Annotated in this window: 17 protein-coding genes; 10 read left to right on the forward strand and 7 right to left on the reverse strand. The window is 71.2% G+C overall.

Annotated elements, in window-relative coordinates; genetic code table 11:
- Positions 1-98: 98 nt before the first annotated feature.
- Both ACIBVQ_RS24860 and ACIBVQ_RS24865 read left to right on the forward strand, forming a co-directional pair.
- Positions 99-1,250, forward strand: a complete 1,152-nt coding sequence (locus tag ACIBVQ_RS24860) for a sensor histidine kinase (RefSeq protein ID WP_399180258.1) — start codon at positions 99-101, stop codon at positions 1,248-1,250.
- The gene (locus ACIBVQ_RS24865) at positions 1,247-1,903 is read left to right on the forward strand and encodes a response regulator transcription factor (RefSeq protein WP_362913543.1); all 657 of its coding nucleotides are present in this window, start codon (positions 1,247-1,249) and stop codon (positions 1,901-1,903) included. Before ACIBVQ_RS24860 ends, ACIBVQ_RS24865 begins: the two co-directional genes overlap by 4 nt.
- Before the next feature lie 51 nt (positions 1,904-1,954).
- Here the strand turns inward: ACIBVQ_RS24865 and ACIBVQ_RS24870 are convergent, their stop codons facing one another.
- The 3 genes from ACIBVQ_RS24870 to ACIBVQ_RS24880 all read right to left on the reverse strand — a co-directional run bounded on the left by ACIBVQ_RS24870 (position 1,955) and on the right by ACIBVQ_RS24880 (position 3,767).
- Positions 1,955-2,326, reverse strand: a complete 372-nt coding sequence (locus ACIBVQ_RS24870) for a YciI family protein (protein ID WP_386195529.1) — start codon at positions 2,324-2,326, stop codon at positions 1,955-1,957.
- A gap of 98 nt (positions 2,327-2,424) precedes the next feature.
- A complete protein-coding gene (locus tag ACIBVQ_RS24875; protein ID WP_352014442.1) occupies positions 2,425-3,213 on the reverse strand; it encodes an SDR family oxidoreductase in 789 nt (262 codons plus the stop codon).
- Between the two features lie 185 nt (positions 3,214-3,398).
- A complete protein-coding gene (locus tag ACIBVQ_RS24880) occupies positions 3,399-3,767 on the reverse strand; it encodes a YciI family protein (RefSeq protein ID WP_386195531.1) in 369 nt (122 codons plus the stop codon).
- Between the two features lie 202 nt (positions 3,768-3,969).
- Between ACIBVQ_RS24880 and ACIBVQ_RS24885 the strand changes: the two genes are divergently transcribed.
- Positions 3,970-5,502 (forward strand): MFS transporter, encoded by a 1,533-nt coding sequence (locus ACIBVQ_RS24885; protein WP_399180261.1) that lies wholly within the window; start codon positions 3,970-3,972, stop codon positions 5,500-5,502.
- A 223-nt stretch (positions 5,503-5,725) separates the two neighbouring features.
- A complete protein-coding gene (locus ACIBVQ_RS24890; protein ID WP_352014445.1) occupies positions 5,726-6,502 on the forward strand; it encodes a DUF2306 domain-containing protein in 777 nt (258 codons plus the stop codon).
- Between the two features lie 98 nt (positions 6,503-6,600).
- On the opposite strand, the gene ACIBVQ_RS24895 is transcribed toward ACIBVQ_RS24890, so the two are convergent.
- From ACIBVQ_RS24895 to ACIBVQ_RS24905, 3 genes are all read right to left on the reverse strand, one after another.
- Positions 6,601-6,942, reverse strand: a complete 342-nt coding sequence (locus ACIBVQ_RS24895; RefSeq protein WP_352014446.1) for a VOC family protein — start codon at positions 6,940-6,942, stop codon at positions 6,601-6,603.
- Positions 6,943-7,084: 142 nt separating this feature from the next.
- Positions 7,085-8,005, reverse strand: coding sequence for a TIGR03619 family F420-dependent LLM class oxidoreductase (locus tag ACIBVQ_RS24900; RefSeq protein ID WP_352014447.1), 921 nt, complete (start codon positions 8,003-8,005; stop codon positions 7,085-7,087).
- 24 nt (positions 8,006-8,029) lie between these two features.
- On the reverse strand, positions 8,030-9,346 hold the full coding sequence (locus ACIBVQ_RS24905) for an extracellular solute-binding protein (RefSeq protein ID WP_352014448.1): 1,317 nt from the start codon (positions 9,344-9,346) through the stop codon (positions 8,030-8,032).
- A gap of 277 nt (positions 9,347-9,623) precedes the next feature.
- On the opposite strand from ACIBVQ_RS24905, the gene ACIBVQ_RS24910 reads away from it, so the two are divergent.
- Positions 9,624-10,805 (forward strand): acyl-CoA dehydrogenase family protein, encoded by a 1,182-nt coding sequence (locus tag ACIBVQ_RS24910; protein WP_399180265.1) that lies wholly within the window; start codon positions 9,624-9,626, stop codon positions 10,803-10,805.
- A 57-nt stretch (positions 10,806-10,862) separates the two neighbouring features.
- Here ACIBVQ_RS24910 and ACIBVQ_RS24915 read toward each other — a convergent pair whose 3' ends face one another.
- Positions 10,863-11,567, reverse strand: a complete 705-nt coding sequence (locus tag ACIBVQ_RS24915) for a DUF2306 domain-containing protein (RefSeq protein ID WP_399180267.1) — start codon at positions 11,565-11,567, stop codon at positions 10,863-10,865.
- A gap of 322 nt (positions 11,568-11,889) precedes the next feature.
- Between ACIBVQ_RS24915 and ACIBVQ_RS24920 the strand changes: the two genes are divergently transcribed.
- The 5 genes from ACIBVQ_RS24920 to ACIBVQ_RS24940 all read left to right on the forward strand — a co-directional run bounded on the left by ACIBVQ_RS24920 (position 11,890) and on the right by ACIBVQ_RS24940 (position 18,554).
- Positions 11,890-13,365 carry an FAD-dependent oxidoreductase gene (locus tag ACIBVQ_RS24920; protein WP_399180269.1) on the forward strand — a complete coding sequence of 492 codons (1,476 nt, stop codon included), beginning with the start codon at positions 11,890-11,892 and terminating at the stop codon, positions 13,363-13,365.
- Complete coding sequence (locus tag ACIBVQ_RS24925) at positions 13,283-14,440, forward strand: epoxide hydrolase family protein (protein WP_399180271.1); 1,158 nt, start codon at positions 13,283-13,285, stop codon at positions 14,438-14,440. The genes ACIBVQ_RS24920 and ACIBVQ_RS24925 overlap by 83 nt, the downstream gene beginning before the upstream one ends.
- Before the next feature lie 7 nt (positions 14,441-14,447).
- Entirely contained in the window at positions 14,448-15,818 is a 1,371-nt protein-coding gene (locus tag ACIBVQ_RS24930) for a condensation domain-containing protein (protein WP_362780276.1), read from the forward strand.
- 139 nt (positions 15,819-15,957) lie between these two features.
- Positions 15,958-17,196 (forward strand): acyl-CoA dehydrogenase family protein, encoded by a 1,239-nt coding sequence (locus ACIBVQ_RS24935; RefSeq protein ID WP_352014454.1) that lies wholly within the window; start codon positions 15,958-15,960, stop codon positions 17,194-17,196.
- Positions 17,193-18,554, forward strand: a complete 1,362-nt coding sequence (locus ACIBVQ_RS24940; RefSeq protein ID WP_399180273.1) for an FAD-binding oxidoreductase — start codon at positions 17,193-17,195, stop codon at positions 18,552-18,554. Before ACIBVQ_RS24935 ends, ACIBVQ_RS24940 begins: the two co-directional genes overlap by 4 nt.
- The last annotated feature ends 20 nt before the right edge of the window (positions 18,555-18,574 follow it).

An 18,574-nucleotide genomic window follows, 5' to 3' on the forward strand; every position in this document is an offset into this window, starting at 1 on the left:
CCGGTACGGCGGTCGCCCCCCTGCCGAGGGAAGTGCGTCTCCCTCATCAGAGGGAGACCGGTTGACCCGTTTGCCCGGGTTCGGGGAAAGATGGGGACATGCGTTTGACCGGCGGCTTCCGCCGTACCCGGCCCGCCGGGGCCGACCGCTGGCTGGCGGGAGCACTGGCCGCCGGGTCCGCCGTCGCGAGCCTGCTGGCCGCCGCGGGGCCGCCCTACCGGGAGGCCGACCTTCCCGGGCTCGCCCTGGTCACGGTCGCCTCGCTGGCCCTGCTGTGGCGGCAGGTCTTCCCGCTGCCGGTGGTCGCCGTCGTCTCGGCGCTGCTGATCGTCAACGAGGCGGCGGGATACGCGGTGACCGTCGTGCAGTGGCCTGCCTGGATCGCACTGTTCACCTGCTTCTCCCTGTACCGCGACTGGCCGCACAGGCTGGTGGCCGCCCTGTCCGGCGGGCTGGCGGTCCTCGGGTACGTGGTGTTCGACCGTGGCCAGGTGAGCCCGCTCGAACTGTCGGGGATCACCATGTGCTTCCTGATCTCGACCATCGGGGGTGACGCCGCGCTGAGCCGCCGCGCGTACGCCGCGGCGGCCGAGGCGCGGGCCGTGAGTGAGGCGCGGGAGCGGGTGGCGCTCGCCGAACGGGTCCTGCTCCAGGAACGCGCCCGGCTGGCCGGGGAACTGCACGACGCCCTCGGCCACGCCGTCAACGTGATGGTCATGCAGGCCGGGGTCGGCAGGCGGGTCTTCGCGGAGAACCCGGACTTCGGCCACGAGGCGCTCGGGCACATCGAGACCCTCGGCCGGGGCGCGCTCGACGAACTCGACCGTCTGTTACGCGTCCTCGACCCGGCCGCCGACGGCTCGGGGCACACGAACGTCGACCCCACGACGGCCGACCTCGCCGACCTCGCCGGGCGGGTGCGCGCCGCCGGGCGGGAGGTCGAACTCAACACCGGCGAGGTCGAGCTTCCGGCCAGCGGGGCGCGGGCGGTCTACCGGATCACCCAGGAGGCGGTGACCAACGCGCTGCGGCACACCTCCCGCGGACGTATCCGGATCGACCTGACGCAGACCGGGGACCGGGTGCTGCTTGAGGTGACCAACGAGGGGGACGACTTCCCCGAGCCGGTGCCGGGACGCGGCCTGGTCAACATGCGGGAACGGGCCCGGCTTGAGGGCGGCGACCTGGAGGCGGGCCCCGTCGCGGGCGGCTTCGGCGTCCGGGTGGTCCTGCCGGTGGCGCGGCCATGATCAAGGTGTTCCTCGCCGACGACGACGCGCTGGTCAGGGGTGGTCTGCGAGCCCTGCTCGGCGCTGAGAAGGACATCGTCGTCGTGGGAGAGGCGGCCAACGGGACGCAGGCCGTACACGGGGTCAGGGCGAGCAGGCCGGACGTCGTGCTGATGGACGTGCGGATGCCCGGCCACGACGGGGTCCGCGCCACCCGGGAGATCACCTCCTGGCCCCGGCCGAGGCCCCGGGTGCTGGTGCTCACCACCTTCGACCTCGACGAGATCGTGGACGACGCCATCGCGGCGGGGGCCGACGGCTTCCTGCTCAAACGGGCGACCCCGGAGCAGGTGGTCGAGGGCATCCGCACGGTCGCGGGCGGGGACGCGCTCGTCGCGCCCTCGGTGACCCGCAGGCTGCTTGAGACGCTCGCCGCCCGGCGCGGCACCGGCGGCCGGGACGCCGCCCTCGCGGCTCAGCTGACCGAACGCGAGGCCGACGTACTGCGCGCCCTCGCCGAGGGCCTGTCGAACATCGAGATCGCCCGGTCGATGCACGTCTCCCTGGAGACCGTGAAGACCCACATCAAACACATCCTGTACAAACTACGCGTACGCGACCGCACCCAGGCAGTCGTCTGGGCCTACCGCACCGGCTTCGCCGACAGAAGGTGAGCCCGTTCCCACCCGCCCCGAGCCGGGTGGGAACGGGTCACGGGAAGGTGCTCAGAGGTTGGCGCCGGCGGAGAACAGGATCGGGCGGACCTCGACGGCCAGGCCGTCGATCTTCGCGTCCGGGATCAGCGCGGCGACCTCGTAGGCGCGGTCCTTGCTCTCGCACTCGACGATGTAGTAACCGCCGATGCCCAGCTCACTCACCACGGCCGGGCCTTCCTTGACGACGGTGGTGCCGTCGGCGACGCTGACCACCGCGCTGTTGGACGTGTCACCGAGCGCGTGCGTCGAGACGAACTCCCCGGACTCCTTGATCGTCTCCTGGAAGGTGCCGTGACCGCTCATGATCTCGTTGAGTTCGGCCTCGGACAGCTTCTCCATGACCGCGGGGCTGGTGTGCATGATCAGCATGAACTTCGACATATGACTCGCTCCTCCGATTGGGCTTTCGATGTCTTCCATGGAGAGGTCGGAGCCGGGAGCGGGGTTTTGACATCCCGGCGCCGACGAGTTCGGGAGGGTCAGCTGTGGTACTCGCCACCGTTGACGTCGAGGCAGTGCCCGGTGATCGCACGGGCCATGTCGGAGGCCAGGAAGATCACCGCGTCGGCCACCTCCTCGGGCTCCTGGAGCCTGCGGCGGTCGATCGAGCTCGTCATCTCGTCGTAGACCGTCGTCGGGGGGACACCGCGGGCGGTGGCGATCTCCTCGACGAACGCCTTCACCGTGTCGATCAGGATCGGCCCCGGGGCGACGCTGTTGACGCGCACCCCCTGCGGGCCGAGTTCGGTGGAGAGCATCTGGGCGAGCGCGAGCAGCCCTGCCTTGGCCATCTTGTAGGAGCCGCAGCGCTCGATGGAGTGTCGCAGGACAGAGGAGTTGACCATCACGACGGAGCCCCGGTTCTCGACCAGCGTCGGCGCGAGCAGCCTGACCAGCCGCAACGCCGCGTAGACGTTGATCTCGAACCCCTCGCGGACCTCGTCGAGACCGACCTCGACCATCGTCAGGTGCCGCGGCGCGGCGAAGGCGTTGTGGATGAGCGTGTCCACCCGCCCGTAGGTCTCAAGCGCCGCCAGCACCAGGCTCTCGGTCTCCGCCTCGTCGGTCAGGTCGGCCGGTACGACCAGCGCCCGGCGGCCGAGTTGCTTGACCTCGTCGGCCACCACCTCAAGGCGGGACGCGGTGCGCGCGGCCAGCACCAGGTCCGCTCCCGCGCGGGCGCACCGTACGGCCAACTCCCGCCCGAGGCCGGGGCCGACTCCGGCGACCAGGACCACCTTTCCCGGCAGCAGTTCAGGGACGTTCACGGTTCCACCTCCGGTCGAGGACCCGGGAAACGGGCCCTTCCTCGATGTTCGCGATTCCTTTCCCGGCCACGGGACCGGGTTCTCCCGGCCTCGCGTCCAAGATTTCCGACCCCCGTGAAAAGACCTCCCGCCGAAGCGGAAACACGCCTTTCCCGATGCTCTGACGCGGTGCGGAAAGGCGTTTCTCAGACACCCACGCCCACCGAGAAGGCGATCGGCCGGACCTCTATGCCCAGTCCCTCGATTCCCGTGTCCGGGATCATCGCGGCGATGGCGTGCGCGCGTTCCCTGCTCTCGCACTCCACGACGTAGCAGCCGACGAGGTGGTCGGCGCGTTCGGCGTGCAGGCCACCGGTGACCCAGGTCAGTCCGTCACGGACCTGGACGACGGCGCCGTGCGAGAGGTCCCCGAGCGTGATCCTGCCGAGGAGTTCCCCGCTGGCGCCGATCTCCTCGACGAACCGGTGACGGCCCTCGTGCACGTCGGCGCGGACCCGTTCCGGCAGGCCGTTCCAGACGCCGGGGTTCTCGTAGATCGCCAGCAGGTACTTCACGTCTTCGCTCCTAGCGTTCGCGCCGGTTCCGTAGACATGTCGGAGCGGACGTCCCGTTCTTGTCATCCAGCCGCGGAACCCGGCAAATCTCTCGAAGGAGGGCGTCGAGATCCTCGAACCGGCTCCGATCTGTCCATGAGGGGTGCCTTCGGCACCGTCCTCACCAACCGCCATCCGACCGGACGAGGAGTGACAAGCCCCCATGCATGACGAGACGACGAAGGAGGCACCGCCCAGGGCCGGACGCAGGGAGTGGACCGGGCTCGCGGTGCTGGCCCTGCCCACCCTGCTGGTCGCGCTGGACATCGGTGTCCTGTTCCTCGCGGTGCCCCACCTCAGCGCCGACCTGGGGACCAGCAGTGTCGAACAGCTGTGGATCGCCGACGTGTACGGCTTCCTCCTGGCCGGGTTCCTCATCACCATGGGCACCCTCGGCGACCGCGTCGGCCGCAGGAGACTGCTGCTCATCGGCGGTGCCGCCTTCGGCCTGGCCTCCATACTGGCCGCCTACTCCGGCAGCCCCGGCATGCTCATCGCCGCCCGCGCCCTGCTCGGCGTCGCGGGCGCGACCCTCATGCCCTCGACCCTGGCCCTGATCAGCAACATGTTCGCCGACGCCGGGCAGCGTGGCCTGGCCATCTCGCTGTGGGCCGCCTGCCAGTTCGGCGGCGCCGCGCTCGGCCCCGTCATCGGCGGCGTCCTGCTCGAACACTTCTGGTGGGGTTCGGTCTTCCTGCTCGGCGTCCCCGTCATGGCGCTGCTGCTGGTGCTGGCGCCGCTCCTGCTGCCCGAGTACCGCAACCCGGACGCCGGGCGCCTCGACCTCGTCAGCGTCGCCCTGTCGCTGGCGACCGTGCTGCCCCTGGTCTACGGGGTCAAGGAACTGGCCGTCGGCGACGGCACCGCGCCCGCCGTACCCCTCGCCGCGCTCGCCACCGGCCTGCTCCTCGGGTTCGTCTTCGTACGGCGCCAGCTCAGCCTTGAGCGTCCCCTGCTCGACCTGCGGCTGTTCGCCGAACGCTCCTTCGGCGTCGTCCTGGTGACGATGCTGCTCGGCGGCGCGATGATCGCCGGGACGGGGCTGCTGGTCAGCCAGTACCTCCAGTCGGTGCTCGGCCTGTCCCCGGCGACGGCGGCCCTGTGGTACGCGCCCATGGGCCTGGCGCTGGCCGCGGGAGCCGTGCTCTCACCCGCCCTGGTCCGCAGGATGCGGCCGGGCACGGCCATCGCGGGCGGCCTGGCGCTGTCCGCCGCCGGGTTCGCGCTCGTCGCCCTGACCGGCGGCTCCGGTGGCCCCGGCGGGCTGGCCCTGGCCGTACTCGGCATCGCGGTCATCGCGCTCGGCGACGGCCCGCTGGTCTCGCTGGGGACGGGCCTGGTCGTCGGCTCCGTGCCGCCAGGGCGGGCGGGCTCGGCCGCCTCGATCTCCGAGACCAGCCTGCACTTCGGCGGAACGCTCGGCATGGCCCTCATGGGCACGGTCGGCGCCGCCGTCTACCGCTCGCGCATCGCGGGCGCGCTGCCCGCCGGGCTCGGTGACCAGGCGGGACAGGCCGGGGAGACCCTCGCCGGGGCCGTCTCGGTGGCCTCGGGGCTGCCCGCGGAACCCGCGGCCCGGTTGCTGGCCGTCTCGCGGGAGGCCTTCACCGCCGGGCTCAACACCGTCGGCGCCATCGGCGTCGTCGTCTTCGTCTGCCTGGCCGCCCTCACTGCGGCCACCCTGCGCCGCCCCTGACCCGGAAATCGACCTGTTTCCTGAGAACACAACTCCGCATTTTCAGAGAAACGCCGTCCCGATCCCGGTGGGACCATCGAGGCGCGACATTCCCACGCCGTGTTCGAACGCCGATGAGGCGTTTTTCGGCGCGCATTCGTGAACGGCCTCGGAGGGATTCACGCCCCGGCCGAAAAACGCCGTCCGCGTCCCCCGCCGAGATCTTCCAGAGAGGGAGTCGACTGTGACGCAATCACCGGAGAAGGCATTCGACGTCCGCGACGCGCCGGACGAGATGGCCGAGCTCGACCGGAGGCTGACCGAACGGGCGAGGCGGATCTCGCCCAGGCCCCGGTGGTGGCGAAGGCCGTGGATGATCCCGCTGGTCATCCTGGTCGGGGTGTTCCTGACCTACATCTGGGGCCCCTACATCAGGCTGGACCCGCGCACCGCGACCGTGCACCTGGTCCAGAGCATCCCCCTGCACTACGTGCTGGTCGTCACCCACATCGTGACCGCCAGCGTCGCGATGGCCACGGCCTGCCTGCAGGTGTGGCCGTTGGTCCGCAGACGCTACCCGGCCGTGCACCGGATCAGCGGGCGGCTGTTCGTCTTCGCGGGCGCCGTCCCCACCTCGATCGTCGCCATCGTCCTGATGCGCATCCGCAACGACCGCGACGGCGGCGTACAACCCGGCAGTTCGGGCCTGTACATCACGGCCGCCCTGTGGCTGGTCATCACGCTCGTCGGCTACCGGATGGGACGCAAGCACCGGTGGGCCGAACACCGCCGCTGGATGACCTACAGCTTCGCGCTGTCGCTGACGAACATCTACAGCAGGCCCATCGCGATCTACGTGTCGAGCATCCCCGGCGCCAACATGAACCTGTGCTTCGAGCTGATCGGCTGGCTGCCCTTCATCGTGCACCTCGGCATCGCCCAGTGGTGGCTCGACCGGACCTCCGGGCTGCCGTGGGGAGGCCGTCGCAGACCCAGGCGCGCCGTACCGTCACAGAGCTGAGCCGTCGTAAAGCCGCCGTCACGGAGGTGGGCCTCCGCCGGCGGGACCTCGGGCCGGGCGCGCATGGCCCGCCCTGCCCGAGGTCCACGTCCACCGCGTTACTTCTGCTGCATGATCTGGACGTAGTTGCCGTCGGGGTCGACCAGCGTGCCGATCCACCCGTGGTCGTTCTCGCTCAGCTCGGACAGCCACGTCACCCCCAGCCCGTTGAGCCGCTCGGCGGTCTCCACGGCGTTCTCGACGTTGAAGTTGAGAATGTGCCTGCCGGGTTCTGAGTTCTTCTCCGCGACGTCTTCACGCTGGTCGCAGAACAGGGCGACGTCGCCGAAGAACAGGGCGGGTCCCTCGGTCCTGGGGTTGAACGCCTGGACGTACCACTCGCGAAGCCGCTCGGCGTCAGCCGTACCCAGCAGAATGCCGGCGAAGCTCTGTGCGGACATGTCTCCTCCTCAGTGCGGCCCCCTGTGGGCCCCTCTACCCCTGGGTCGGAGCCGTGGACCGATCCTTGACATCCGGCGCCGCGTGAATCACAAAAAAGCCGGGCCCCAGGGCGAAAACCCCGAAACCCGGCCCGAAAAAGGCTCAGAACCCGGCGTCCGTCACCGCCTCGAACACCTCAAGGGCCCGGTCGAGCAGTTCCTCGCCGCCCTTCGCCGAGGGCACCAGGTCGAGCAGGATCTCGGTCGCCCCGGCCTCCGCCAGCGCCGCCACGTCCTCGACCACCTGCCCGATCGACCCCTGGAACGGCCTGCGCCCGGCGGGAGCGGGCGTCTCGGACAGCACGACGGCGGCCCTGGGGACGAGCTCCAGCGCGGCGGCGTCCCTGCCGTGTTCCACGGCCCGCTGCCTGATCCTGTCCCACAGCTCGGCGACCACGGGCGCGGGCAGCCCCGAGGGAAGCCACCCGTCGGCCTTGCGGGCGGCCCGCTCCACGGCCCTGACGGAACGGCCGCCCAGCAGCACCGGGATCCGCCCGGCCGGTTTCGGGGCGACCAGGGCGCCCTCGACGCTGAGCCGTGAGTCCCGGTACGAGACCGGATCACGCCCCCAGAAGGCGCGGCAGGCGTCGAGGGTCTCGTCGAGGGTACGGCCCCGCGCCGCGAAGTCGGCCTCCATCCCCCGGTACTCGTCGGAGGACCAGCCGCTGCCGAACCCGGCGACCACCCGCCCCCCGCTGGCCCGGTCCAGCGTCGCCAGCGCCCGCGCCAGGTGCAGCGAACGGTACAGCGGTGCCACCAGGACGCCGGTGCCGAGCCGTACGGTGTCGGTCACCGCGGCGGCGAGGGTGAGGACGGTCAGCGCGTCCGCGCACTCCCGGTAGTGGTCGATCCACGGCAGCCCCGGCACGCCGTTCATGCCCTCGGCCGGTTCGAGCGGGAAGAGCACCCGTTCGTAGACCCAGAGGCTGGAGTAACCGGCGCTCTCCGCTCCCCTCGCGATCCTCGCGACGTCGAAGCGCAGGTCGAAGCCGCTGCTCTGCGGCAGTCCCAAGCCGAACCTCACGGTGTTCCCTCCGGTCGTCAGAAGTCAGTGCACGCGGTAGCTGCCGGGGTCCCTGCCCGGTCCCCGGTGCGCGTTGTAGTCGTCGATGAGCCGCTGCCCCTCGGCGTTGGCCTGGGCGAAACGGGCGACCGGGTCGGCGCCGGACAGCAGCACGTCGTGCATGGCGTAGGTCATCACGTCCTGGAGTCTGGGCAGCTCCCCCACCAGGGCGCCCAGCGCAGCGGGCGAGTCGTCCGAGCCTTCGAGCTGGTCGACGGCCACCTTCCGGTGCGGGTTCTCCTCGAACCAGCCCTGCTCCTGGAGGAGTTCGACCGCGGAGTAGGTGATCGGCATGTAGTTGGTGCGCCGGTGCCTGTCGATCGCGTTGGCCGGGTTGTTGAGGTACTGCAGGAAGGCCAGCGCGCCGTCCCTGACCTCCTCGTCGAGGCCGTCGGCCAGGAAGATCCCGTCCCCGCCGAGCACGTTGCCCACGTAGGGCACGTCGTCGTTGTACGGCAGGCGGCTCGCCCTGACGACGAACCCCCGGTCCTTTCCGACCTGCACCAGCCGGGGCGCGTCGACCGAGGAGGTGAACATGAAGGCCACCTGCTGTTCGGCGAACACCCCGAAGCTGCCGACCCAGTCCATCCTGGTGCCGGTGTAGTGGTAGTGGCCGTCCCGGTGCAGGCGCCGCCACCAGTCGACGAAGGCCATCATCTCCTCGGAGTCGAGGTGGGCGGTGTCGGCGACGCCCGCCCTGCCGTTGTCCCGGTTGACGAGGTGGCCGCCCTGCGCGGCGACGGCCTGCATGAACATCCAGCCGTGGTTGCACCAGGTGATCGCGTGCGCGGGCGGGTCGGGCAGCTTGGCCAGGGCCCGGCAGGCGGCGTCGATCCCCGCCCAGGTCCGCGGCACCTCGGTGATGCCCGCCGCCTCAAGGAGCGTCATGTTGGCGTACAGCAGGGTCGTCGAGGACAGCGGGGACAGGCCGGTGCGCCCGTCGGGGGCGGTGAAGTAGTGGCGGGCGTGGGAGAGCACGTCGTGGTCGACGACCGGCTCCCCGAGGATCTCCGTACGGCCTCCGATGGCGTCGGCGACCGAGGTGTACAGCGGTGAGCCGTCGTTGCGCACCATGTCGAAGGCGACCTGGCTCGACGTCGAGTAGTACTGGCCAAGAGTGGGGATGACGCCCCGTTCGACCGCGCGGGCGATCTCCAGGGGCATCCGCACGTAGTCGTGCTCGTGCAGCCTGACCTCGTAGCCGGGGTGCGCCTCGTTGAAGCCTCTGATCGCGTCCCTGGTGCTGTCCAGGAAACGCGGGGTCTTGTAGTAGTGCAGCCACGCGTCGATGACGATCCTCATCCGGCGTGCTCCCTCATCTCTGGGTGGTCCCTTGGCGGATGATTCCGCGCGCGACCCCGTGGCAGAGGTTTTCCCGGGATGGCCGGAATCGCGGGGAAAACAAACTCGAAGCCAATGATGCGGGCCGTTCCCCGAAAAGGCATCTTCCTGGTTGCGGCGTTTGTTCTCTCATGCGAACGGTGTGGGAGGTGGGCAATCAGGGAGATGCGTCACGGTGAATGCGACTGTCAGGGTCAACGTGCACCGAAACCTGCCGCATTTTTCCCGAGGAGGACCGATGGAAATCACCGAGGCGCCGTCGAGGGAGGAGCTCGTCCGCCGGGCGTCCGAACTGGTGCCCCTGCTCCAGAAGAACGCCCTGTGGGCCGAGGAGAACAGGCGTCTGCCCGAGGAGTCGATCGAGGCGCTGACCGAGGCGGGCATCCTGAAGATGCGCGTCCCCACCAGGTACGGCGGCTACGAGTCCGACATGGGCACCGTGGTCGAGGTGCTCGCCGAACTGGCCAGGGGGGACGGCTCGCACTCCTGGACCGTCGCGGTCTGGGCGATCAGCACCTGGATGGTCGGGCTGTTCCCCGACGAGGTGCAGGACGAGGTCTTCTCGACCCCCGACGTCCGGGTCAGCGGCATCCTGAGCCCGACGGCGGTCGCCGTACCCGTCGAGGACGGTGTGGTGCTCAACGGCAAGTGGTCGTTCAACACCGGCTCGCAGCAGAGCCACTGGAACACCAACGCCGCGGTCCTGGCCACCGCCGACGGCGGCTACGAACCGATCATGGTCGCGATCCCGCTGCCCGACCTGCGGATCATCGACGACTGGCACACCTCGGGGCTGCGCGGCTCGGGCAGCGTCACCACCGTCGCCCATGACCTGTTCATCCCGCGGGAGCGGGTGCTGGCCATGGGGCCGGTGCTCCAGGGCCGGATCTCCTCGAAGCTGAACGCCGACTCCCCGATCTTCCGCGCGCCGTTCATGCCGACCGCCTGCACCACCGTCGGCGCCACGGCGCTGGGCCTGGCCAGGGCCGCCAGGGACGCCTTCTTCGAGCGCCTGCCCGGCCGGAAGATCAGCTACACGAACTACGACAGCCAGAAGGACGCCCCGCTCACCCACCTCCAGGTCGCCGAGGCCGTCACGAAGATCGACGAGGCCGAGTTCCACGCCTTCCGCGCGGCCCGCCTGGTGGACACCAAGGGGCCGACCGGCGAGCCGTGGACGCTTGAGGAGCGGGCCCGTGTCCGGCTCGACCTGGGGGCGGTCTGCCGGCGGGCCAAGGAGGCGGTGGACATCCTCAACACCGCCAGCGGCGGCTCCTCCGTCTACACCTCGGTCCCGATCCAGCGCATCGAGCGTGACGTGCAGACCCTCAACCTGCACGCCATCATGCACCCCAACACCAACCTCGAACTGTACGGCCGGGTCCTGTGCGGCCTTGAGCCCAACACGGTCTACCTCTGAACCGCCGAAGGGGTCCTCACGGGAGGTCTCCCGTGAGGACCCCTGACGCGGACGGCCCTACCGTCCGGCGGGGACACGCCTCCTGGGGGTGGTCCGCTCAAGCCACAGGTAGGCCGCGATGAGGCTGACCACCCAGCCCATCCACGAGGAGATGTCGAAGAAGACCGCCACGTCGATGCCGTTGCCCGGGATGGCGAACTGGCTGATCACCCGGCCCCACGAGGTGCCCATGGCCAGCGCGAAGCTGTAGACCATCCAGCGCCGGTGGTCCACGTAACGGCGCTGCCGCGCGGCCCGCAGCCCGGCCAGCGACGTCGCGATCCACAGCACCGCCATCGTCGCCAGCCCCAGCTTGCCCATCGGCGCGGTCGAGTACGGCAGCAGCACCAGCGACAGCAGCGAGGCCGGCAGCGCCCCGGCGAAGACGTAGACCCGCCCGGAGATCCGGTGCAGGCCGGGACGGTGACGCCGTACCCACGGCAGCAACTGGACGAAGACCGTCACCAGCGCCACGTTGCCCGCGACGACGTGCGCCACGACCACCGGGTAGTGCAGGGCGAAGCCCGGGTCGATACGGGTGCGCGACAGGACCGGGTCGAAGCTCAGGTAGCGCGGCAGCGCGTAGATCAGGTTGAACACGACGAGCGCGCCGAGCCCGTACAGCCACGGGCTGCGCCACCACGGCCACGGGGAACGTCGCGTGAGGCCCCCCTCCCTGTCCTCCAGCCCGTCGACCAGGGTCCCTTCGGATTTCTTCGTCACTGCTTTTCCACCTTTTCCTAGGCGGCCCCGCCCAGGGCCGAAAACGTCGTCCGGGGGAGAGAAAGATCGCGGCTGAAGGCGCCAATGGGAGTTTCACGTCCGCTCCCCGGAAAACGCATCTCCCGTATTGCCATGTTCGTCGGCGACACCTGGAAAGCGATGACCCGGAGCAATTCAGAAGATGTCTCACCCGTGTCCCCGGTGCGACCATGCAGTGGCGGAGAGGGCGCACGGAATCCACTGGGAAATCCATTTCGGTTGTCCCTTCCGCGTGCCCGGCCGTACCCAGGCCACGGAGTCGAACTTGTGAGGTGAACCCCTGATGGCCGATGGAGCGGGAACCCGCGCGGTGGTGCTCGGCGGGAGCATGGCGGGCCTGCTGGCCGCCCGGGTGCTCTCCGAACGGTTCACCGAGGTGCTGCTCGTCGATCGTGACCGGCTGACCGGGGTGGCCACCTACCGGCCGGGCGTCCCGCACGGGCGGCACGCCCACGGCCTGGTCGCCAGGGGCCACCAGATCCTGGAGGAGCACTTCCCCGGCCTCACCGGGAACCTGGTCGCGGCGGGCGTACGGCCCGGCGACTTCAACGGCGACATCCGCTGGCTGTTCAACGGCCGGCGGATCGCCCCGTCCCACTCGGGGCTGGGGTGCGTCCCCGCGACCAGGCCGGTGCTGGAGAACCAGGTGCGCCTGCGGGTCCAGGCCATCCCCAACGTGCGCTTCGTCGAGGGCCACGACGTCCTCGGCCTTGAGACGACGGCCGACCGGAGCCGGGTGACCGGCGCGCGGGTGCAGCGGCACGACGGCGGCGCCCCGGCGGAGACCCTCGACGCCGACCTGGTGCTCGACACCACGGGCCGGGGGTCGCGCACCCCGCTGTGGCTTGAGGAGCTGGGCTACGGACGCCCCGAGGAGGAGCGCATCAAGATAGACCTGGCCTACACGACCAGGCACTACCGGCTGCGCGCCGACCCGTTCGGCGGCGACCTGGCGATCATCCCGGCCGCCACCCCGCGGACCCCGCGCGGGGCGTTCTTCTTCCCCATCTCCGGAGGCGAGGGCCTGGTCGAGCTCTCGCTCACCGGCATCCTCGGCGACCACCCGCCGACCGACCCCGACGGCTTCCTCGACTTCGCCAGGTCCCTGCCCATCCCGGACATCCACGAGTCGATCAAGGACGCCGAACCGCTCGACGACCCGGTGACGTTCAAGTATCCGGCCAGCGTGCGGCGGCACTACGAACGGCTGGCCGACTTCCCCTCCGGCCTGCTCGTCATGGGCGACGCGGTGTGCACGTTCAACCCGGTCTACGCCCAGGGCATGACGGTCTCCGCGCTGGGGTCCCTCGTCCTGCGGCGCCACCTGGAGCAGGGGACGGAACCGGACGCCAGGGCGTTCTTCAGGGACCTCTCCCGGGAGATCGACTCCCCTTGGGAACTGGCCGCCGGGTCGGACCTGGGCTACGCCGGGGTGCGGGGGAAGCGCTCGGCGAAGGTCAGGTTCGTCAACGCGTACGTGGCCAGGCTCCAGGACGCCGCCGTCAACGACCCCACCCTCGCCAACGCCTTCATCAGGGTCGCCGGGCTCGTCGACCCGCCCGCCTCCCTCATGCTGCCCCGCCACGTCGTCCGGGTGCTGCGCGGGTCACGGCGATCCCCGGCCGCGCACGGAAACCATGACTCCAGCCCCTCCGCACCGACCGAAAGGCCCTTCGATGCGTCCCTTCCGAGTCGAGTTCCCCCAGGCGGACATCGACGACCTGAACCGGAGACTGGCCGGGACCCGCTGGCCCGGTGAACCGCCGAGCGCCGGGTGGGAACGCGGCGTCCCCCCGGACTACCTCAGGGAGCTGGCCGAGTACTGGCGCACCGGTTTCGACTGGCGGGCGGCGCAGGAGCGCCTGAACCGCTTCCCCCAGTTCGTCACCGAGATCGACGGCGTCGACGTGCACTTCCTGCACGCCCGCTCCCCGCGGAGCACGGCCGTACCGCTGGTCATCACGCACGGCTGGCCCGGCTCCTACGCCGAGTTCCTCGACGTGGTCGGGCCGCTGACCGACCCGGCGAGCCACGGCGGCGACCCGGCCGACGCCTTCCACGTCGTGGTCCCCTCCATCCCGGGGTACGGCTTCTCCGGCCACCCGGGCGAGCCGGGGTGGTCGACCCGCAGGGTCGCGCGGGCGTGGGCGGAGCTGATGCGGCGCCTGGGCTACGACCGTTACCTCACGCAGGGCGGCGACTGGGGCATGCCGATCTCCCTGGAGGTCGGGCTGGCCGACCCGAACCACGTGCTGGGCGTCCACGTCAACATGTTCGCCGCGTTCCCGCCGCAGGACCCGGCCGAGTGGGGCGAGCTGAGCGAGTCCGACCTGGCGCGCCTCGATTTCGCGGCGCGTTTCGAGCAGGACGGGGCGGGCTGGCGGTTCATCCAGTCCACCAGGCCGCAGACGCTGGCGTACGCGCTGACCGACTCCCCCGCCGGGCAGCTCGCCTGGATCGTGGAGAAGTACAAGGAGTGGACCGACTCGGCGAAGTCGCCCGAGGACGCCGTCGAACGCGACCACCTGCTGACCATCGCCTCGATCTACTGGCTGACCGCCTCCGCCGGGTCGAGTGCCCAGCTCTACTACGAGTCCAACCACCTGACCGCCGACTTCCTGCGGACCTGGGGCGGCCCCTGGCCGTTGCGGGCCCCCGTCGGGGTCGCGGTCTTCCCCTCCGACGTGGTGCTTCCGGTGCGCTCGTTCGCCGAACGGGTGCTGCCGACGCTGTCGCACTGGTCGGAGTTCGACCGGGGCGGGCACTTCGCGGCCATGGAGCAGCCGGGACTGTTCGTCGAGGACGTGCGGGCCTTCGCCCGCCCGCTGCGGTGAGGACGCCATGACCACTTCGGACACCGTCACCGGAACCATCGCGCCGCTCTCCCTCAACCAGGAGTTCGTCTGCGTCTTCGACCAGGGGGACGACTGCGGCCCGTTCGGCCCGCGCTACCACCTCGTCCACGGCTGGCGGGTACGCGGCGGCGTGGACGAGGAGACCCTGCGGGGCGCCCTCGCCGACGTCGTCGTCAGGCACGAGGCGCTGCGCACCCTCATCGTCAGGAAGGACGGCTCCCGCCACCAGGAGATCCTGCCGCCCTGCCCGGTCGAGCTGGAGGTCAGGGACCTGTCGGGAACCGCCCCCGAACGGCGGGACGCGGTGGTCGACGACCTGCTCGACGAGGTCGAGGCGTCCACGATCGAGTCGGGGACGCTGCCGCACCTGCGGGCCGTACTGGGCCGGTTCGACGACCAGGACGCGATCCTGGTGATCATCACGCACCACACGGCGACCGACGGGTGGTCCATGCGGCTGATCATCAGGGACGTCGCCCGGTACTACGCGGCGCGGCGCGAGGGCGTCCCCGCCGCGCTGCCCGAGACGCGCCCCTACCGGGAGTACGCGCGCTGGCAGCTGGCCTCCGCGCAGGAGGGGGGCGCGGAGGCCGACCACGCCTACTGGCGGGAGAACCTGCGCGGCGCGGAGATCTTCACGGTGCGCACCGACCGGCCCCGGTCGGCCGAGGCCGGGCAGGAGACGTCGGTGCATCGTTTCCTGATCGGCGCCGAGACGATCTCCCGGGCGACGGCCCTGGCCAGGGCGGTGCGCGGCACGCTCTTCATGGTGCTGCTGTCCGCCTTCTACCTGCTCGAACACCGGGAGACCGGCCGTACGGACATCACCGTGCCCACCTTCACCCCCGGCCGGGGCCGGGAACGGGACGGGTTCGGGGACATGGTCGGCTCCTGCTTCAACTTCCTGCCGCTGCGGACCGACCTGGCGGCCTGCCGTACCTTCCGCCAGGTCGTCGAACGGACCAGGACGACCTGCCTTGAGGGGTACTCGCACGACATCCCGACCCTGCGGATCTTCGGGCAGGCGCCCGAACTGATGCGGCCCGCCATGGAGGCCGACCGGGCGCCCTGGGTCTTCCAGGTCTTCCCGTTCCCGTTCGTGCTCGACGGCGAGGTGATCGGCGACCTGGAGTACACGGAGGTACGGCTGCGCCTGCTCGACCAGTCCGTCGGCTCCGACGTGCCCGACGGCGCGCTGTGGACCCTGAACCTCCACCCGACCGGCGAGATCGTGGGCAGCGTCCAGTACAAGAACGCCCTGTACGACCACGACACGATCGCGGGCCTGGTCGCCGAGTACGGCCGCCTGCTCACCGAGGCCGTCGCCGCCCCGGACGCCCCGCTCCCCCGGGACTGACCCGGAAGGAACCGCCGCCCCGGAACCCGACATCCGGAACCGGAACCGGCGCCCCGGAACCCGAAGCCCCAGGGCCGAGACCCCTCCAGGACCCGCCGCCCCCGGACCGAGATCCCAGAACGGAAGGAGCCGATCAGCGATGACGGCCGTCACGAACGCCCCGGGACAGGGCTTCCCGGCTCCGCCCGAGCCCGGCCTCACCCCGAACGAGGTGCTGGCCAGGGCCGAGGCGATCGCGCCCACGCTGGTCGGCCTCCAGGCGGAGACCGAGCAGCGCACCCACTACTCCCGGCGGACGCACGAGGAGTTCGCCAGGGCCGGTTTCCACCGCATCCTGGTGCCCCGCCGCTACGGCGGCTACGAGTTCGGGATCGACACCTTCATGCGGGTGGTGACGACGCTCGCCCGTGGCTGCCCCTCGACGGCCTGGATGTACTGCCTGGGCGCCACCCACGCCATCGCCGCCGCCACACTCTTCGGCGAGGAGGCGCAGGCCGAGATCTTCCGGGACGGCGACTTCGTCTGCCCGGCGACGATCGTGCCCAGCGGCTCCGCCGTACCGGCCGCCGACGGGGGGTGGGTGCTCAACGGCACCTGGAACTACTGCTCGGGCGCGCCGTACGCGACGCACTTCATCGGCCACGCCCTGGCCCAGACCGGCGACGGGCCACCCGCGCCCATGCTGTTCATCGCCCCACGTGACCAGTGGCGCCTCGTCGACGACTGGGGGCGGCAGCTCGGCCTCAAGGGCAGCGGGTCGCACAGCGTCACCATGGAGAACGGCCGCATCCCGGCCTCCTTCGCGCTGCCCGGCACACACCTGAGCGAGGCGACCGTCGCCGGCGGGACCCCGGGCCGCGAGCTGCACGGCAACCCCCAGTACGGCGGCGGCCCGCTCAGCTACATGGTCCTGGAGATCGCGTCGCTGGCCGTCGGCATCGCCCAGGGCGCCCTCGACGTCTACGGCGAGCTGATGCGGTCGAGGAAAACGCTGCTGCCGCCCGTCGTCGGCCGCGCCGAGGACCCCGACTACCAGTTCTGGTACGCCGAGGCCGCCGGAATGATCGCCGCGGCCGAGGCCGGGGTGCAGGGCGCGATCAGGCAGTGGCAGGAACTGTGCGCGCTCGGCCCCGAGGCGTTCACCAGGGAACAGGACCTGCGGATCACCACGATCTGCCGCCACACGATCCGGCTGTGCTGGACGGCGGTGGAGAGCTACCTGTTCCCGACGGCCGGGTCCAGCTCGGTCCGCCAGGGCGAACGCCTCGAACGGGTGTGGCGGGACATGTCCATGCTGCACAGCCACGCCGGGTTCGCGGTCTTCCTGCCGACCGTGGCGAACCGCGAGTTCACCCGCGTCCACTTCACCGCGCCATGACCGCTCCTGAGGCCCGCCTCGCTCGCCGGGGCGAGGCGGGCTACGCGGAGGCGACACGGGTCTTCAACCTGGCCGCGCCCGCCGAACCCGCCGTCGCGGCGACGGTGCGCGACGTCGCGGGGATCAGGGCCGCGCTCGCCCACGCCGTTGCGGAGAACCTGCGGGTCCGTGCGCACTCGACCGGCCACGGCTCGGCCACCGCCCGCCCGATGGGCGAGGCGCTGCTGCTCAGGACCGAACTGTCCGGCGGCGTCGAGATCGACTCCGCGGCCCGCGTCGCCCGGGTGCCCGCGGGGACGCGCTGGGGTCAGGTCGTCGAGGCCGCCGAGCCGTACGGCCTGGCCGCCCCGCACGGCTCCTCCCCGCTCGTCGGCGTCGTCGGCTACCTGCTGCGCGGCGGGGTGAGCCTCTACGGACGGCACACCGGGCTGGCCGCCAACTCCGTCAGGGCGATCGAACTGGTCACCGCGGACGGCGAACCGCGCAGGGCCGACGCCTCCTCCGACCGCGAGCTGCTGTGGGCGCTGCGCGGCGGCGGGGGCGGGTTCGGCGTCGTCACCGCCGTCGAGTTCGACCTGTTCCCCCTGGGACGGGTGGTCACCGGCGCCGCGTACTGGCCCGCCGTACACGCCGGACGGCTGCTGCCGCTGTGGCTGGACTGGACGCGCAAGGCGCCGCGTGAGGCGACCACGACGCTGCGGCTGATGAACCTGCCGCCGCTGCCCGAGGTCCCGGAGCCGTTGCGCGGGCGGAGCGTGCTCTGCGTCGACGGCGTCGTGCTCGGCGGACCCGGGGACGAGGCGGTCGCCGAGGACCTCCTCGGCCCGCTGCGCGCGCTCGCCCCGCCGATCCTCGACACCTGGGGTACGGCACCGCCCCGCCAGGTGACGCTGACCCACATGGACCCCACCGAGCCGTTCCCCATCTTCGGCGACCACATGCTGCTGGACGACCTGCCCGAGGAGGCGGCCGGGGAGTTCCTGCGGATCGCCGGGCCGGGGTCGCCGCTGACCAACGCCGAACTGCGCCAGCTCGGCGGGGCGCTGGCCGTACCGGAACGGGAGGGCGGGGCGCTCGACCGCCTCGACGCGAGCTTCGCCTACATGGGCGGGGGCGTGCCGTTCGGCGACCTCACCCCGGAGGCCCTCGTCGGCCACTGCGCGCGGACGCGGGCCGTACTACGGCCGTGGGACACCGGCCTGACCGCGCCCTCGTTCGTGGAGAACCTCTCCCAGCCCCAGCGCCACCTGAGTCCCGAGCGGGTCGAGGCCGTCGACCGGGTCAGGGCCAGGGTCGATCCCACCGGGCTGTTCCGCGACGACATCGCCCCCGGTGCGACGGCCCACCGCAATCCGTGAGACGCCCGGGTGGAACCGGT

Origin of the sequence: Streptosporangium sp. NPDC049376 (assembly GCF_044466505.1) — a bacterium.
GTDB lineage: Bacteria > Actinomycetota > Actinomycetes > Streptosporangiales > Streptosporangiaceae > Streptosporangium.

Excerpts from the sequence above, each read along its gene's own strand:
- ACIBVQ_RS24940 (WP_399180273.1), top strand. The coding sequence starts at position 17,193 with ATGACCGCTCCTGAGGCCCGCCTCGCTCGCCGGGGCGAGGCGGGCTAC.
- ACIBVQ_RS24920 (WP_399180269.1), top strand. The coding sequence starts at position 11,890 with ATGGCCGATGGAGCGGGAACCCGCGCGGTGGTGCTCGGCGGGAGCATG.
- ACIBVQ_RS24935 (WP_352014454.1), top strand. The coding sequence starts at position 15,958 with ATGACGGCCGTCACGAACGCCCCGGGACAGGGCTTCCCGGCTCCGCCC.
- ACIBVQ_RS24870 (WP_386195529.1), bottom strand. The coding sequence starts at position 2,326 with ATGTCGAAGTTCATGCTGATCATGCACACCAGCCCCGCGGTCATGGAG.
- ACIBVQ_RS24860 (WP_399180258.1), top strand. The coding sequence starts at position 99 with ATGCGTTTGACCGGCGGCTTCCGCCGTACCCGGCCCGCCGGGGCCGAC.
- ACIBVQ_RS24930 (WP_362780276.1), top strand. The coding sequence starts at position 14,448 with ATGACCACTTCGGACACCGTCACCGGAACCATCGCGCCGCTCTCCCTC.
- ACIBVQ_RS24910 (WP_399180265.1), top strand. The coding sequence starts at position 9,624 with ATGGAAATCACCGAGGCGCCGTCGAGGGAGGAGCTCGTCCGCCGGGCG.
- ACIBVQ_RS24885 (WP_399180261.1), top strand. The coding sequence starts at position 3,970 with ATGCATGACGAGACGACGAAGGAGGCACCGCCCAGGGCCGGACGCAGG.
- ACIBVQ_RS24905 (WP_352014448.1), bottom strand. The coding sequence starts at position 9,346 with ATGAGGATCGTCATCGACGCGTGGCTGCACTACTACAAGACCCCGCGT.
- ACIBVQ_RS24895 (WP_352014446.1), bottom strand. The coding sequence starts at position 6,942 with ATGTCCGCACAGAGCTTCGCCGGCATTCTGCTGGGTACGGCTGACGCC.
- ACIBVQ_RS24865 (WP_362913543.1), top strand. The coding sequence starts at position 1,247 with ATGATCAAGGTGTTCCTCGCCGACGACGACGCGCTGGTCAGGGGTGGT.
- ACIBVQ_RS24925 (WP_399180271.1), top strand. The coding sequence starts at position 13,283 with ATGCGTCCCTTCCGAGTCGAGTTCCCCCAGGCGGACATCGACGACCTG.